Origin of the sequence: Thermus sediminis (genome assembly GCF_003426945.1) — a bacterium.
Taxonomy (GTDB): Bacteria; Deinococcota; Deinococci; order Deinococcales; family Thermaceae; genus Thermus; species Thermus sediminis.
Genome location: NZ_QURO01000004.1, coordinates 945,316 through 960,999, shown reverse-complemented (window position 1 = coordinate 960,999; position 15,684 = coordinate 945,316). Strand labels below are relative to the sequence as shown.

Here is a 15,684-nt window from a genome sequence, read left to right as displayed (position 1 = left end):
TTTGGGACTCGCTACCGCAAGAGGGCCTCGAGGTAGCACCGCCAGGCCTCGGGGATCTCCTTGAGGTCGGAGAGGAAAAGGGGGATGCGGGGGGGTTTGGGAGGCCTTAGGAGGCGCATCCCCGCCTCCTCGGGGGTCCTGTCCCCCTTCCTCAGGTTGCAGGCCCGGCAGGCGGCCACCAGGTTTTCCCAGGCGCTCCGGCCCCCCCGGCTTCTGGGGAGGACGTGGTCCACGGTGAGCTCCCCCCCCTGGCGGCCGCAGTACTGGCAGGTGTAGCGGTCGCGCCTGAGGACGTTGCGGCGGTTTAGGGGAATGCGGCTTGGCCCCCGCCGCACAAAGCGCTTCAACCGGATAACGCTGGGGACGGGGATTAGGGTGGAAGGGGTGTGCAGGAAGCGCCCGCTTTCCGCAAGCATCTCCGCACCCCCTGAGAGGACCAGGAGGACGCTCCGCTTTACGCTGGCAAGGCCCAGGACCTCGTACCCCGCGTTTAGCACCAGCACCCGGGGGGCGTCTAGGTTTAGGGGCTTTTCCTCCGCTAGCCCCACGCCCCTAGGATACCAGAACGGTTCCCCTGGAGCTGTGCTATGCTGTGGCCAACGACGGGTTCGGAGGCTCTATGATGAGACGCTTGCCGAAGTTCCTGCCCCTCCTCCTGGGCTTGAGCCTGGCCGCCCCCTCTCTGGAGGAGGCCGAGGCTTTCTTCAGGTCCGGGGATTACGCCCGGGCCGCCCTGGCCTACGAGGGGGTCCTCGCCCAGGACTACGGGCGCTTTGAGGCCCATTTGGGCCTGGGGGTGGCCCTCTTCCGGTTGGGGCGCCTCGAGGAGGCCCGCTTTGCCTTTGACCAGATGACCCGGGTCTTCCCCGACCGCTACGAGGGACATTTCAACCTGGGGCAGGTCCACCTGCGCATGGGGAAGCCAGGGGAGGCGGCGGAGGCCTTCCAGAAGGCGGTGGCCCTCGAGCCCACCGAGGAGGCCTACTTGGGCCTGGCTGCGGCCCTGGCCCAGGCGGGGAGGGCCAAGGAGGCGGCGGAGGCCCTGAAGAAGGGCCTCGCCCCGGAGCGGAGCCCCGCCTACCGCCTGGCCCTGGCCCAGGCCCTCTACAGTGCGGGGAGCCGCGCTGAGGCGGTCCCCCTCCTCTACGGCCTCCTGAACCAGGACCCGAAGGGGGCCGAGGCCTGGGAGCTTCTGGCCCGCATCCTGGCGGAGGAGGGCCTCAAGGGGAGGGCTTTGAGGGAGCTGGACCGGGGTTTGGCTCAGGTGGAGGGCAAAGGAAAGGCCAGGCTTCTTTTGCGCAAGGCCCTTCTCTCCGATAGCCCCGAGCCCCTCCTAAGGGAGGCCTACGCCCTGGACCCCACCCTCTGGGAGGCCGCCTTCCTCCTGGGGCAGGCCCACCTGCGCGCGGGAGACGCCAGGGGGGCCCTCTTCTACCTACTTCCCGCCTACCGAAGGAGCTCTGAGCCCCAGGTGGCCCTGGCCCTGGCCGGGGCCTACCTGCGGCTTGGGGACTACAGAAACGCCCACCGCTACGCGGAGGAGGCCGGCCCCCCCGGGGTCTTCCTCAAGGCCCAGGCGGCTTACGCCTTGGGGGCCAGGGAGGATGCCCTCAGGCTTTTGGATGGGAACGGGGCCCTCGAGGCCCAGGCCCTCCGGGGGGCCATCCTCCTGGAGCTGGGTCGGGCGGAGGAAGCGGTGGCCCTCCTTCGCCCCGTCTACGAGGTGGGACGGGACCCGGGGGTGGGAGCCAACCTGGCGGCGGGCCTTCTGGTCCTGAGGCGTTACGGCGAGGCCGAGATCCTCCTGCGGGAGGTCCTGGGGCGTACCCCCCGGGAGGCCGCGGCCTGGTACAACCTGGGTCTGGCCCTGAAGGCCTTGGGGCGGGAAGGGGAGGCGGAGCGGGCCCTCAGGCAGGCGGCCGCCTTGGGCTCCAAGGAGGCCCAGGCCCTTCTCAGGAGGTAGGATGCGCTGGTTTAGGGAGAACTGGCTGGACGCCCTCATCTTCCTCCTCATCGCCCTGGTGGCCGCGGGCATCGTCCTTTACCTGATCGGCATCAACCCCTTCGCCCGCCCCCAGGCGGCCCCGCCCCCTCCTCCGGCGTCCCAACCCCTCCCTGTCCCCCCCCAGGAGGCTAGGCCTCCCGAGCCCGTGGTCACCGTCATCCCCCTGCCCCAGGCCCCTCTGGAGAGGCCTCAGGAGGCCCCACCGGAGCCCAGGCCCCAAGAGGTCTCCCCCGCTAGGCCACGGGCCGAGGCCCCTCCCATGACGCCCAGGTCCGGCGGGAGCTACCGGGTGGCCGTGGGGGCCTTCGCCAACCCGGAAAACGCCCTGCGGCTTTCCCGGGAGCTCTCCCAGAAAGGGTATCCGGTGCGCCTCGAGGCCGCTGGCAACCTCACCCGGGTGGTGGTGGGCCCTTACGCCAGCGAGCCCGAGGCTCGGCAGGTGGCCGAGGCCCTCCAGGCCTACGGGGCCCAGGTCTACCGGGGGCAGGGCCCCCCCCCTCCTGCTGGGGGAAGCCTGTACCTCCAGGTGGGGGCCTTCCAAAGGGAGGAGAACGCCCTGGCCCTGGCGGGCAGGCTTAGGGAGATGGGGCTTCCGGTGGTCCTGGCGAGGGACGGGTTCTACCGGGTGCGGGTGGGTCCCGTTTCCCCCGAGGAAAGGGAGTCGGTGGAGGCCCGCTTAGCCGCTTTGGGCCTTACGGCCTTGGAGGTGCCATGAAGGTTCCCAGCGCCGCCATTAGCCGCCTCATCACCTACCTGCGCATCCTGGAGGAGCTTGAGACCAAAGGGGTCCACCGCACGAGCTCGGAGCAGTTGGCCGAGGAGGCCCAGGTGACCGCCTTCCAGGTGCGCAAGGACCTCTCCTACTTTGGCTCCTACGGCACCCGGGGGGTGGGGTACACGGTGCCTGTGCTCAAGCGGGAACTGCGCCACATCCTGGGCTTAAACCGCAGGTGGGGCCTCGGCATCGTGGGCATGGGCCGCTTGGGGAGCGCCCTGGCCGACTACCCCGGCTTTGGGGCCACCTTTGAGCTCCGGGGTTTCTTTGACGTGGACCCGGAGAAGATCGGCAAGCCCGTGAGGGGCGGGGTGATTGAGCCCATGGAGGCCCTGCCCCAGAGGGTCCCGGGGCGGATAGAGGTCGCCCTCCTCGCCGTGCCTAGGGAAGCCGCCCAGGAGGCGGCGGACCAGCTGGTGCAGGCCGGGATCAAAGGCATTCTGAACTTCGCCCCGGTGGTCCTCGAGGTGCCCAAGGGGGTGGCGGTGGAGAACGTGGACTTCCTGGCTGGACTTACCCGGCTGGCCTTCTTTATACTGAACCCCAAGTGGGGAGAGGAGATGATGGGATGAAGGGGGAGCGTATGCGTAAAATGGCCTTTATATTTGGTGCCCTGATGGTTTTTCTGGCTGGATGTGGACAGGTTTTTTTCAATCCCGAGCCTTATCGGGTTCGCCTAGATCCCCCGCAGTTGGGCTACGAAGTAGACGATCAAGGGCGGATTGTCGTTGTAGGCAACAATGCGGTAGTGGAGGTGGCCCCCGGTGCTCCAGAGGGGGTATTGGAGCGCTACGAGTACGTTTACCTGGATGACAGCGGGAACGAGATTCTTCCAGGAGCTTCCTTGGGAAGCGGCTCGGTGGGGTTCCCTTTTCCCCCAGGGCGGGAGGAAGTGGACGGGCAGGTGCGGTATAGGTGGAACCGCTCTGAGCCCTTCCGCTTCTCCCTGGATGGCTCTGTAGCTGCCGAGCATTTGAGCCAGGGAGCACCCCTTAACTGGCGTGCCCGGGTTACCTGGTATGCCCGACTCACAAACGGGGAAGAGCGGTCCTGGACCCAGGAGTACCAGATCAAGTTTCCCTTGAAGTAACAGGGAGGGCGAGATGCCGAAATGGTTTCAGCAGGGATTCCTGTTAGGCCTTTTGGGGCTTCTTTTCGGCTGCAACTGGCAGGGAGCTTCGTCCTCGGATGCCAACGCTCGTGTTTCCTTGGGGATCAACCGTCCTGCGCAAGGGGTGTTTACCAATGACCTGCGCGTTGAGGTCAAAGCTTCGGCTACGGGAACTACTGTAACTCAGGTCAGCTTGACATATAGAGGAGCAAGCAGTGGATCCCTGACACTTGCTCCCGAGCGCGGTGTTTGGGTTGGGCAGTTGCCCACCACCCTGCCCTCAGGGCAATACACGCTGAAAGCCCAAACCAGGTTGCAGGGGAGTGGGACGGAGATTAGTAGCCCGGAGGTCACCTTTACCTTGGACCGTGAACCTCCTGAAGTCGCCATACTAGAGCCTCTTCCATCCCTTCTGGCTCAGGGTTCGGCTTCTATACGTATAAGGGCGACCGATAGATTATCTGGGATTCAAGAGGTTCTTCTTCTGCAAGGAAACGATGTAGTTGCTACGGGAACCCTTACTGCCGCTAATGAATACAGCCTGACCTTTGATGTCAGCACCTTGCGAGAGCGGGTTCCTTTCTATGTGGTTGCCAAGGACCGGGCGGGGAATGAGAAGCGTGAGCCCTTAAACCTTGTGGTGGACCGGCAGGCGCCCGTGGTGGTGTGGCGGCGGCCTGCGGACGGGGCGCAGGTGTCTGGCACGGTGACGCTGGAGGTGGAGGCCACGGACAACGTGGGTGTGGCGAAGGTGGAGTTCTTCGCTGGGTCCACGAAGCTTGGGGAGGTCCTCTCGGCGCCCTACACCTTTAGCTGGGACACCACGGCTTACCCGGATGGGGAGGTGACCCTGAGGGCCCGGGCGGTGGACGGTTCGGGGAACAGCGCGGAGGCCGCGTTGCGGGTGGTGGTGGCGAACCGGGACCGGCAGGCGCCCGTGGTGGTGTGGCGGCGGCCTGCGGACGGGGCGCAGGTGTCTGGCACGGTGACGCTAGAGGTGGAGGCCACGGACAACGTGGGTGTGGCGAAGGTGGAGTTCTTCGCTGGGTCCACGAAGCTTGGGGAGGTCCTCTCGGCGCCCTACACCTTTAGCTGGGACACCACGGCTTACCCGGATGGGGAGGTGACCCTGAGGGCCCGGGCGGTGGACGGTTCGGGGAACAGCGCGGAGGCCGCGTTGCGGGTGGTGGTGGCGAATGCCCCGGAAATTTACTGGGTGAACCCGGTAGCGAATGAGCTGGTGGCGGGTTTTGTGCGCCTTGAGGCGGAGGTGCGGGCTGTTCGGAATGTGGATACGGTAGAGTTTTACTTCGGGTCTAACCTGGATAGCCTTAGTAAGATACCGGGCACGCCTACTGTTAGTGGTTCTCTCTATAGCTTGGCGTGGGATGTTCTTCGGGTTACCCCTGGGGTTTACTTCCTGAAGGCCGTGGTGATTGATGTGGCCGGGGCGCGGGATGAGGCGGTGATCCCAGTACAGGTGGGTTCGGCTTTTGTCCTGGACAGCCCTTCTGACGGAGATCAAGTGGGCCCCGGTGCAAACCGCACTATCGTAGCGGTAACGGTTGGCGTGAGGGGGACCTTGCCTCCTGGGGTTTCCATAACCCAAGTAGAGGTCTACATCAATGGCTATCTGGTGGGAACTGCGGTAAGGCAAACGGCGGGCGACGGCTCTGAGGTCTATGTGTTTTCCTGGGATACGCAGATTCCTTCACTTGGCCATGATCCCAATGCTCCTGGAGATAGGGTCATCACGGCACGGGTATACTACACGGGTGGAGATACCTTCACGAATGGCGTAAGGGTTCTGTACTTGCCTTAGCAAAGGCTTGTAGTGGGGCCCCGAGAGAATCGGTGCCCCTAGCCTTATACTCAGAGGGTGGTCAAGCCCCTACCCCTCGAGGCCAAGCTCGCCGCCTTTGAAAAGGCCCTCTCGGAGCTGGTGCGCTCCGAGGTGCTCTTCGTCCAGCTCATCCACCGGGAGCTGGTGACCGCTGGGGGAAAGCGGATCCGGCCCAGGCTGGTCTTCCTGGCCTCAGGGGCCATCGGGGGAGCCCCCTTTGAGCTGGAGCTGGCCCTGGGGGTGGAGCTCCTCCACTCCGCCACCCTCCTCCACGACGACCTCATTGACGAGGCGGAGCTCAGGCGGGGAAAGGAGGCTGCCTACCGCCGCTACGGCAACGCGGTGAGCGTCCTCTCCGGGGACTTCCTCCTCTCCCGCCTCCTCCACGTGATCGCCAAGACGGGAAGCCTGGAGCTGGTGGAGGCCTTCGCCGAGACGGCCCGGGTCCTGGCCGAGGGGGAGGTCCTGCAGTTCCAGGTGGCGGCCCTCGAGGACCACTCCCTGGAAAACTACGAAAGGATCATCACCGCCAAGACCGCGGCCCTCATGGCCCTGGCCACGGAGGGGCCCGCCCTCCTGAAGGGCGTGGGGGGGCCATGGCGGGAGGCCCTGAGGCGCTTTGGCCTCCTCTACGGCCAGGCCTTCCAGATGCGGGACGACTACCTGGACCTCATGGGAAGCCCCGAGGTCCTGGGCAAGCCCGTGGGCGGGGACGTGCGGGAGGGGAAGGCCACCCTCCTCACCCTTCTCCTCATGGAGCGCTTTCCCGAGGTGAGGGCCATCCTGAAGCGGAGGGGCCGCGAGGCGGGGGACCTGGAGCGGTTGAGGGACCTAGCGTGGAAAAGCGGGGTGGCCAAGGCGGTGGAGGCCCAAATCCGCGAGAGGGCCCTCCAGGCGGCGGAGGCCTTGGACCCCCTCCCCGATTCCCCTTACAAGGAAGCCCTGAAGGAGCTGGCTTTAGCGGAGGGGAAGAGGCTCGCCTAGGGGTATAATCCCCTCGGTGAGAGCATGGCGATACCGGCATACCGCCCCCCGGAGGACCCGGGCCTCTGGAACGCTTTCCTGGAGCGGCTGGAGAAGACCCTAAAGGTGGCGGAGATCCACCCCACCACGGTGGAGTACCTGGCCCACCCCAAAAGGCTCGTTACCGTTTCCCTGCCCGTGGTCATGGACGACGGCAAGGTGCGGGTTTTCCAGGGGTTTCGGGTGGTCCACGACATCGCCCGGGGGCCGGCCAAGGGGGGGGTGCGCCTCCATCCCTCGGTGACCCTGGGGCAGACGGCGGGCCTGGCCGCCTGGATGACCCTGAAGGCCGCTGTCTATGACCTGCCCTTTGGCGGCGCGGCGGGGGGGGTGGCCGTGGACCCCAAGCTCCTCTCCAAGCGGGAGCTGGAGCGCCTGGTGCGCCGCTACACCGCCGAGCTGGTCAACCTGATCGGCCCCGACATAGACATCCTGGGACCGGACGTGGGCACGGACCAGCAGGTCATGGCCTGGATCATGGACACCTACTCCATGACCGTGGGCTCCACGGTGCCCGGGGTGGTCACGGGGAAGCCCCACGCCCTGGGGGGCACGGCGGGGCGGGATGACGCCGCGGGGTACGGGGTGGCCCGCGTCCTCTTGGAGCTCGCCCGGAGGCGGGGGTTGCCCTTGGAGGGGGCCAGGGTGGCGGTGCAGGGCTTTGGCCAGGTGGGGGGGACCTTCGCCCTCCACGCGGCGGCCTTAGGGCTTAAAGTGGTGGCGGTTTCCACCTCCCGGGGGGCCATGTACCGGGAGGAGGGGCTTCCCGTGGAGGCGGTGCTCCGCCACTACGAGGCCACCGGGGAGCTTCCCCGGTACAACCTCCCCCCAGAGGAGCTTTTCGCCCTACCCGTGGACTACCTGGTCCTGGCGGCCCTCGAGGGGGCCCTGGACGAAGAGGGGGCCAAGGCGGTGCGGGCCCAGGCGGTCCTCGAGGCCGCCAACTTCGGCCTCACTCCGGAAGGGGAGGCCCACCTCCTGGGCAAGGGGGTCCTGGTGGTGCCCGACCTCCTCACCGGGGGCGGGGGGCTTCTCGCTAACTACCTGGAGTGGGTGCAGGACCTTAACATGTTCTTCTGGAGCGAGGAGGAGGTGCGGCAGAGCTTTTCCAAGAGCGTGGCCAAGGCGGTGGCCGAGGTGTGCGCCAAGGCGGAGGCCCTAAAGGGGGACCTCCGCACCGGGGCCCTGGTCCTGGCCTTGGAGAGGCTCAACGAGGCCACGCGGCTTCGCGGCGTTTACCCCTAAACGGAGCGCGTATGAAGGGCGAACCCCTTTCCTACCTGGGCAGGGACGGCGGGCCTTGGGGGATCTTCACCGAGCAGGTGGACCGGGTTATCCCCTACCTGGGGCGGCTCGCCCCTTTGGCCGAGGGCCTCAAGAGGCCCAAGCGCATCCTCATCGTGGATGTGCCCATCCACCTGGATGACGGCACCGTGGCCTACTTTGAGGGCTACCGGGTGCACCACAACACCGCCCGGGGACCGGCCAAGGGGGGGGTGCGCTACCACCCCGAGGTGACCCTCTCCGAGGTTATGGCCCTGGCTGCCTGGATGACCATTAAGAACGCCGCCGTGGGCCTGCCCTATGGCGGGGGCAAGGGAGGCATCCGGGTGGACCCCAAGAAGCTCTCCCGGAACGAGCTGGAGCGCCTCACGAGGCGCTACACCTCGGAGATCGGCACCCTTCTGGGGCCGGACCGGGACATCCCCGCCCCCGACGTGAACACCGGGGAGAGGGAGATGGCCTGGATGATGGACACCTTCTCCATGAACGTGGGCCGCACCGTCCCCGGGGTGGTGACGGGGAAGCCCATCGCCCTGGGGGGGTCCCTGGGCCGGAGGGAGGCCACAGGAAGGGGGGTCTTCGTCACCGCCGCCGCCGCCGCCGCCAAGATGGGCCTTCCCGTGGAGGGGAGCCGGGTCATCCTCCAGGGCTTCGGCAACGTGGGCAGCGCCGCCGCCCGGGCCTTCCACGACCACGGGGCCCGGGTCATCGCCGTCCAGGACCACACGGGGACCATCTACCATGAGGCGGGCATAGACCCTTATGACCTCTCGCGCTACGTGGCGGAGATGGGGGGGGTGCGGGGCTACCCCAAGGCGGAGCCCTTGCCGGGCGCCGAGTTCTGGGCCATCCCCACGGAGTTCCTCATCCCCGCTGCCTTGGAGAAGCAGATCACGGAGCACAACGCCTGGCGCATCCAGGCCCGGATCGTGGCCGAGGGGGCCAACGGCCCCACCACCCCCGCCGCCGACGACATCCTTCAGGAGAAGGGGGTCTTGGTGGTGCCCGACGTGATCGCCAACGCCGGGGGCGTGACCGTGAGCTACTTTGAGTGGGTCCAGGACTTCAACTCCTACTTCTGGACCGAGGAGGAGATCAACGCCCGCCTGGAGCGGGTCCTCAGGAACGCCCTGGAGGCGGTGTGGCAGGTGGCGGAGGAGAAGCGAATCCCCTTGCGCACCGCCGCCTACGTGGTGGCGGCCACCCGGGTCCTCGAGGCCCGCGCCCTCCGGGGCCTCTACCCTTAAGCTTTTCTTGGTGGACTGGCCCTGCTTTGGCCGCGTGGTGCTGAAGCCCTTCTCCGCGGGGCTCTCCGAGGAGGAGTGGAAGGGGCTTTACGAGACCTTCCGCGACCCCGAGGTCGCCGAGTGGAACGGCTCAAGCCCCCTGCGCTCCCCCTTTTGGCTCTTCAAGCGCCTAGTCCTGGCAGAGGCGAAACGCAAAGATCGCCTGGCCTTCGTCATTCTGGATGAGAGGGGCGAGTACCTGGGGACATTGGAGCTTTACGACCTCACTGCGGGGGTAGAGGGGGAGGCCACCCTTGGCATCCTCCTCAGGAGGGACCGTTGGGGGCAGGGCTACGGCACCGAGGCGGTGCGGGCCGCCTTGGCCTACGCCTTTGGCCCCTTAGGGCTAAAGCGGGTGAGGCTCCGCACCTTTGCCCACAACCTGAGGGCGCGCAGGGCCTTCCTAAAGGCGGGGTTTCGGGAGATCCGCGTGGGCCCTGGGCCCAAGGGCAAGGAGGACGTGTACATGGAGGTGTGCCGTGAGGATTTTGGCCCCGAGGCTTAGGGAAGAGGTCTTCGCCCTCCTCCCCGAGGGGGTAGAGGTGGCCTTCCTGGACGGGCCTTGGCCCCAGGCGGCGGACCTCTTCCTCCCCCCCTTTGGCCAGGAAGAGGTGGTGCGGCGGGTCCTGGAGGAGGTGGAGGTCAGGGTGGTCCAGACCCTCTCCGCGGGGGTGGACTGGATCCTGCCCCTCATCCCGGAAGGGGTGGTCCTCTGCGACGGCTCAGGGATCCACGACGCCCCCGTGGCCGAGTGGACCGTGATGGCCCTCCTCGCCCTCCTCAAGGACCTCCCGGGCTTTTGGGAGGCCCAAAGGGAAGGGCGCTGGGCCCCGAGGCGCCTTCTGGACCTCGAGGGCAAGGCGGTTCTCCTCCTGGGCTACGGCGCCATCGGGCGGGCGGTGGAGGCGAGGCTTAGGCCCTTTGGGGTGGAGGTCCTCCCCGTGGCCAAGCACCCTAAGCCCGGGGTCTACACCCGGGAGGACCTGCCCCACCTCCTGCCCCGGGCGGACGCCTTGGTCCTCCTCCTCCCCCTCACCCCCGAGACCCGGGGGATCGTGGACCGGGACTTCCTCGGGGCCATGAAGCCTGGGGCCCTCCTGGTGAACGCCGGGCGGGGAGGGCTGGTGGACACCGGGGCCCTCTTGGAGGCCCTGAAAGCGGGCAGGATCCGCGCCGCCTTGGACGTCACCGACCCCGAGCCCCTGCCCGGGGACCACCCCCTCTGGCGGGCCCCGGGCCTCCTCCTCACCCCCCACGTGGCGGGGCTTTCCGAGGGGTTTTCCCGGCGGGCGGCCCGCTTCCTCCGGGAGCAGGCGGAGCGGTATTTGCGTGGAGAGCCCCTCCTCAACGTGGTGCGGGAGGGGTACTGATGGTGGTCATCCTCCACGGGGACTTAAGGCGCTTTGGGGAGCGCCTGGAGGTGGAGGCCAAGACCCCCAAGGAGGCCCTGGAGAAGCTTTGCATCCCCTTGGAGGAGGCCTGGCTTCTGGCGGTGGGAGAGCGGATGGTGGGCCTGGACGAGGAGGTGGAAGGCCCCCTGGAGGTCTTTCCCCCCATCGCCGGGGGTGGTATACTCAGGGTCCTGCCGCATGGGGCAGGGGGCGCCAAAGGGGGGGAGCCGCCCTACGCCCACCCCGCGTAGAAAGGAGAACGATGCAGAAGAAGGACCTCCTCTCTACGCCCGTGGTCCCCATAGACATCAAGGCCTTTGACGCCGGGCCCATCCTCGAGGCCATGGGCAAGACCGCCTTCCAGGCCAGAAACCTCCACCGGGCGGCGGAGATCTACCTCAGGATGCTGGAGGACGACGCCGCGGTCATCCTCACCCTGGCGGGGAGCCTGGTTTCCGCCGGGCAGGGCCTCATCGTCCACGACCTCATAAGGAAGGGCCTGGTGGACGCCATCGTGGCCACGGGGGCCAACATCGTGGACCAGGACTTCTTCGAGGCCCTGGGCCACCGCCACTACCAGGGGGACCCCAAGGCCGACGACGAGGCCTTGAGGCGGCTTTGGATTGACCGCATCTACGACACCTACATCGACGAGGAGGAGCTCCGGCACACGGACTACACCATCGCCGAGATCGCCGATGCCCTGGAGCCCCGCCCCTACTCCAGTCGGGAGTTCCTCTGGCACATGGGCCGCTACCTGGCCCAAAGGGGTCTGGGGGAGAGGAGCATCGTCCGGGCGGCCTACGAAGAGGGGGTGCCCATCTTCGTCCCCGCCTTCTCCGACTCCTCGGCGGGCTTCGGCCTCGTCTACCACCAGGCCAAGAACCCCAAGGCCCACGTCACCATAGATTCCGTGGCCGACTTCCGCGAGCTCACCGAGATCAAGCTCAAGGCGGGCACCACGGGCCTGGTGATGCTGGGGGGCGGGGTGCCCAAGAACTTCGCCCAGGACATCGTGGTGGCCGCCGAGGTCCTGGGCCACCGGGTGGAGATGCACAAGTACGCCATCCAGATCACCGTGGCCGACGAAAGGGACGGGGGGCTTTCCGGCTCCACCCTCTCCGAGGCCCAGAGCTGGGGCAAGGTGGATGCGGCCCTCTCCCAGATGGTCTTCGCCGAGGCCACCCTGGCCTTCCCCCTCCTGGCCTCCTACGTCTGGCACCGGGCTCCCGCGCGGGCCAAGCGCCGCTACGCCGACCTCTTCCGGTCGGAAGTTCCCGCATAACACCGCCCCGTCCTGGCTTACGCCAGGACGGGGCCCCGGTAGCCCCTTGAATAAGGGGGGTGGCTTTACCGCCCCCCGGTTTTTTGGTAGACTCCCGGCAAATGCCCGACGAGCTGAAGGCTTACCTGAAGGAGCGCTTCGGCGTTTCGGGGCCCGTATCCCCGGGGCGCTTTGAGGCCGAGGTGGCCAAGAGGGTGGGGAGCCCCGCCAAAAGGGAGCCCCTCCTCAAGGCCTGGCGGGCCTACCTCCTTGGGGGGGGAAGGGAGGCGGTGCGAAGTTTCTACCGGGAGGTGCTGAGGATCCCCAAGGGGGAGGCCCTAGCCTACGGCATGCACCTCCCCTTCCTGGAGTTCTACGCCAAGGAGGTGCCCCCAAGGCTGGAGGGCCAGGTCCTGGAGGTGGGGGCCTTCACCGGTGCCCTGGTGGGCTACCTAAAATCCAGGCGCCCGGAGCTTGCCTTTCACGCCTTGGACGGGGTGGAGGAGGCGGTGGCGGTGGGGAGAGGGCGGGTGCCGGAGGTGGCCTGGCACCTGGGTTGGGCGGAGGAGGTGGACCTTCCCCCCTTTGACACCCTCCTCCTCCTCTCCGTCTTCCCCGAGGGCCTGGTGGACCAGGGCCTGGAAAGCCGCCTCGGGCCCGAGGCCTTCTTCCGGGCCTTCGCCTTCTTTGAGCGCCTGCCCCAGTTCGCCCGGCTCCTCAAGCCCGGGGGGCTTCTCGTCTACGGCCACGGCCCCTTTTTGGGGAAGAGCCCGGAAGGGGTGGAGGAGGGGCTCAGGCGCTTGGGCTTCCATGGGGTGGAGCGGGTAGGGGAGGGGGAGTACTTCCTGGTCCTGGCCCGGAAGCCCGAGGCCCTGAGGGCGGTCTTTCTGGAGGAGGAGGCCTTGGCCGACCTCTTGGCCGAGCCCGCCCCCCTTGTGGCCCAGGGGGTGGACCTGGAGGAGGTTCGGGCCCTTCTGGAGAGAGGGGCCTACAAGGAGGTCCTCTCCCGCGTTCCCGAGGAGGCGGAAGGGGAGGCGGCCTACCTCCGGGGGCGGGCCCTTTACGCCCTCTCCCGCTTCGCCGAGGCCGAGGAGGCCCTTAGGCGGGCCTTCTCCGAGGAGGCCGAAGACCTAAGGGCCATGGTCTTGGTGGAGCTTGGGGAGTACGAGAGGGCCAGGCGCCGCCTCGAGGGCCTGGCCGCCCGGGGCGGGCGGTACCGCCTGGCCTTGGGCCGGGTGTACCTGGCGGAGGGAAGGTATGCGGACGCCCTGAGGCAGTTCGTGGAGTCGGGACTTCCCGAGGCGGAGGCCTACGTCCGGGAGGCCTTGGAGCGCATCCAGGAGCGTATGCGCCGCTTCGCCCGGGAGGGGGAGTGGGCCGAGGTGAGCCGCCGGGCGGAGTTCGTGGAGGACCTCTCCCCGGGCCTTCTCACCCGGGAGATGCTCCGGCTTGGGCTAAAGGCGGCCCTCCTCCAGGGGCTTTTCGCCCGGGCGGAGCGGTATGCCCGGAGGCTTGCCGACCTGGACGAGGCGGAGGGGTTTTTGGGGTTGGCCCTGACCCACCTGCGCCTGCGATCCCCCTTGGACTACCGGGGGACGGCCAAGGAGGACCTAAAGGGGGTGGAGCCCTACCTCACCGAGGCTCTGGCCAGGGAGGAGATCCCCGAGGCCCTTTTGCTCCTCGGGGTGCTTCGCCAGCGGGAGGGGCGCTTCCATGAGGCCTTGCGCCTCCTGGAAAGGGCCTCCCGGCACGGGGCCGGGGAGGTGGCTGGCCTAGCCTTCCACCATCTGGCGGAGACCAAGCGGGCCCTGAGGCGGCCCCTGAAGGAGGTCTTGGGCGACCACAAAAGGGCCCACGCCCTCAGGGCCTACCCCGCTCCCTACCTCTTCCGCTTGGCCCAGGAGGCCCTGAGGGGGGGCGAGGAGGTCCTGGCCCGCGAGCTCCTCTCCCGGGCCCGGGACGCGGGGCTAACGGAGGTGGCGGAGGAGGACCTTACGGGGCTTCTTTCCCTACTGGAGCGCCTCGAGGGTCCCTGGGCTGCCTTCGGCGTCCTCTACCAGGCCCTAGCCCACACGCCAAGCCCCCCTCTGGAGCTTCTTTCCCTGGCCTACCGCCTCTCCCGCTCCTTCCGGGAAAGCCCCGAGGCGGAGGCGGTGCGGGGCCAGTACCTGGCAGCCCTCTACGGGGCGGGTCGGGTGGAGGAGGCGGAAAGGACCCTCCTTGCCGAGCACCAGGAGCACCCCCAGGCCCTGGAGGTCCTCTTTGACCTGGCGGAGCACCACGAGGCCAAGGGGGAGTGGAGGAAGGCGGCGGAGTTCTGGCAGAAGGCCTTGGAGGTGGCCCTCTACCGGGAGAAGGACCTGGAGCTTTCCCGGGAAATCCTGAGGAACCTCCTCTTCCTGAGGCCCCACGACGAGAGCCTGGCCCTCTACCTGGAGGAGCTCAAGGGAATCGGGCGGGGGCTCAGGGCCCTGGGGGAGGAGGCTCCCGCGCTCCCCGAGGGCAAGGAGGAGCTTTTGGAGGAGGCCCTGCCCCGCTTCCACGGGGAGCACCTCCTGGTGGTGGGGGGGCACACCCAGCTCCGAAGCCGCCTCACCCCCTTTTTGGAGGCCCGGGGCCTCAAGGTGGACTGGTACGATGCCGACACCGCCGGGGTGGGGAAGGAGGCCTTGCGGCGCATCCTGGGGCGACTGGAGAAGGCCCACGGCCTCATGATCCTCTCCAGCTACGTGGGGCACGACCTCTCCGAGCCGGTGCGCCTCGAGGCCGAGCGCCTAGGGGTCCCGGTCCACGTGATCCCCGGGCGGGCCCGGGGGAGCACGGGTTTCCTGCGGGCCCTCAAGGCCTTCGCCCCGGAGATCTTCAAGAAGGCCCTCAAGGGGGTACAGTAGGGCCTATGGAGGCCTTGAAGCTAGGCTACTCCCCCTGTCCCAACGACACCTTCATCTTCTACGCCTTGGCCCACGGCCTGGTGGAAACCCCCCGCCCCGTGGAGGCGGTTTTGGAGGATGTGGAGACCCTGAACCGCTGGGCCATAGAGGGCAGGCTTCCCCTCACCAAGCTCTCCTACGCCGCCTATGGCCGGGTGCGGGAGGGATACGTGGCCCTGCGGAGCGGGGGGCCCTGGGCCGGGGGGTGGGGCCCCTCCTGGTGGCCCGGGAGCCCCTAAAGGACCTCCGGGGGGCGCGGGTGGCCATCCCTGGGCGGAACACCACCGCCTTCTTGCTCCTCTCCCTATACGGGGAGGGGTTTGAACCCGTGGAGGTGCGCTACGACCGGATCCTGCCCCTGGTAGCCCGGGGGGAGGTGGAGGCGGGGCTCATCATCCACGAAAGCCGCTTCACCTACCCCCAGTACGGCCTGGTGAAGCTCCTGGACCTGGGGGAGTGGTGGGAAGGGGAGACGGGCCTCCCCCTGCCCCTGGGGGCCATCCTGGCCCGGCGGGACCTGGGAGAGGAGCTGATCCGGGCCTTGGACCAGGCGGTTCGGGCCAGCCTGGAGTACGCTCACGCCCACCCCGAGGAGGTCCTGCCCTACCTCAAGGCCCACGCCCAGGAGCTCTCGGAGGAGGTGATCTGGGCCCACGTGCGCACCTACGTGAACGCCTACTCCCTGGACGTGGGGGAGGAAGGGCAAAGGGCGGTGGAAAGGCTCTTGGCCGAAGCCGAGGCCCGGGGGCTCCTTCCCCCTTCTTCCCAGCCC

13 protein-coding genes and 2 pseudogenes are annotated in these 15,684 nt (G+C 67.9%); 14 read left to right on the top strand and 1 reads right to left on the bottom strand.

Annotated features, from left to right (window positions below):
• Nucleotides 1–11: 11 nt before the first annotated feature.
• Nucleotides 12–548, bottom strand: a complete 537-nt coding sequence (locus ATI37_RS05705; RefSeq protein ID WP_117237516.1) for an HNH endonuclease — start codon at nucleotides 546–548, stop codon at nucleotides 12–14.
• 74 nt (nucleotides 549–622) lie between these two features.
• Here ATI37_RS05705 and ATI37_RS05700 point away from each other — a divergent pair, with 74 nt between their 5' ends.
• From ATI37_RS05700 to ATI37_RS05635, 14 genes and pseudogenes are all read left to right on the top strand, one after another.
• Nucleotides 623–1,963 carry a tetratricopeptide repeat protein gene (locus ATI37_RS05700; protein ID WP_232822451.1) on the top strand — a complete coding sequence of 447 codons (1,341 nt, stop codon included), beginning with the start codon at nucleotides 623–625 and terminating at the stop codon, nucleotides 1,961–1,963.
• A gap of 1 nt (nucleotide 1,964) precedes the next feature.
• The gene (locus ATI37_RS05695; protein ID WP_117237514.1) at nucleotides 1,965–2,720 is read left to right on the top strand and encodes an SPOR domain-containing protein; all 756 of its coding nucleotides are present in this window, start codon (nucleotides 1,965–1,967) and stop codon (nucleotides 2,718–2,720) included.
• Nucleotides 2,717–3,352 carry a redox-sensing transcriptional repressor Rex gene (locus ATI37_RS05690; RefSeq protein ID WP_117237513.1) on the top strand — a complete coding sequence of 212 codons (636 nt, stop codon included), beginning with the start codon at nucleotides 2,717–2,719 and terminating at the stop codon, nucleotides 3,350–3,352. Before ATI37_RS05695 ends, ATI37_RS05690 begins: the two co-directional genes overlap by 4 nt.
• Before the next feature lie 11 nt (nucleotides 3,353–3,363).
• Nucleotides 3,364–3,870 (top strand): hypothetical protein, encoded by a 507-nt coding sequence (locus ATI37_RS05685; RefSeq protein ID WP_232822450.1) that lies wholly within the window; start codon nucleotides 3,364–3,366, stop codon nucleotides 3,868–3,870.
• Nucleotides 3,871–3,883: 13 nt separating this feature from the next.
• Complete coding sequence (locus tag ATI37_RS12450) at nucleotides 3,884–5,713, top strand: Ig-like domain-containing protein (RefSeq protein ID WP_117237511.1); 1,830 nt, start codon at nucleotides 3,884–3,886, stop codon at nucleotides 5,711–5,713.
• A 57-nt stretch (nucleotides 5,714–5,770) separates the two neighbouring features.
• Nucleotides 5,771–6,718 (top strand): polyprenyl synthetase family protein, encoded by a 948-nt coding sequence (locus ATI37_RS05675; protein WP_117237510.1) that lies wholly within the window; start codon nucleotides 5,771–5,773, stop codon nucleotides 6,716–6,718.
• A gap of 24 nt (nucleotides 6,719–6,742) precedes the next feature.
• Entirely contained in the window at nucleotides 6,743–8,002 is a 1,260-nt protein-coding gene (locus tag ATI37_RS05670) for a Glu/Leu/Phe/Val family dehydrogenase (protein ID WP_117237509.1), read from the top strand.
• An 11-nt stretch (nucleotides 8,003–8,013) separates the two neighbouring features.
• Nucleotides 8,014–9,288 carry a Glu/Leu/Phe/Val family dehydrogenase gene (locus ATI37_RS05665; RefSeq protein WP_117237508.1) on the top strand — a complete coding sequence of 425 codons (1,275 nt, stop codon included), beginning with the start codon at nucleotides 8,014–8,016 and terminating at the stop codon, nucleotides 9,286–9,288.
• A gap of 10 nt (nucleotides 9,289–9,298) precedes the next feature.
• Entirely contained in the window at nucleotides 9,299–9,832 is a 534-nt protein-coding gene (locus tag ATI37_RS05660) for a GNAT family N-acetyltransferase (protein ID WP_117238528.1), read from the top strand.
• Nucleotides 9,807–10,697 (top strand): 2-hydroxyacid dehydrogenase, encoded by an 891-nt coding sequence (locus ATI37_RS05655; protein ID WP_117237507.1) that lies wholly within the window; start codon nucleotides 9,807–9,809, stop codon nucleotides 10,695–10,697. Before ATI37_RS05660 ends, ATI37_RS05655 begins: the two co-directional genes overlap by 26 nt.
• A pseudogene (locus ATI37_RS05650) lies at nucleotides 10,697–10,915 on the top strand (hypothetical protein); the annotation flags it as partial. The gene ATI37_RS05655 and the pseudogene ATI37_RS05650, both read left to right, overlap by 1 nt.
• A 65-nt stretch (nucleotides 10,916–10,980) precedes the next feature.
• A complete protein-coding gene (locus ATI37_RS05645; RefSeq protein WP_117237505.1) occupies nucleotides 10,981–12,003 on the top strand; it encodes a 1,9-bis(guanidino)-5-aza-nonane synthase in 1,023 nt (340 codons plus the stop codon).
• 101 nt (nucleotides 12,004–12,104) lie between these two features.
• Nucleotides 12,105–14,873 (top strand): tetratricopeptide repeat protein, encoded by a 2,769-nt coding sequence (locus tag ATI37_RS05640; protein ID WP_117237504.1) that lies wholly within the window; start codon nucleotides 12,105–12,107, stop codon nucleotides 14,871–14,873.
• Nucleotides 14,874–14,878: 5 nt separating this feature from the next.
• Nucleotides 14,879–15,591 (top strand): annotated as a pseudogene (locus ATI37_RS05635) (1,4-dihydroxy-6-naphthoate synthase); the annotation flags it as partial.
• Nucleotides 15,592–15,684 lie beyond the last annotated feature (93 nt).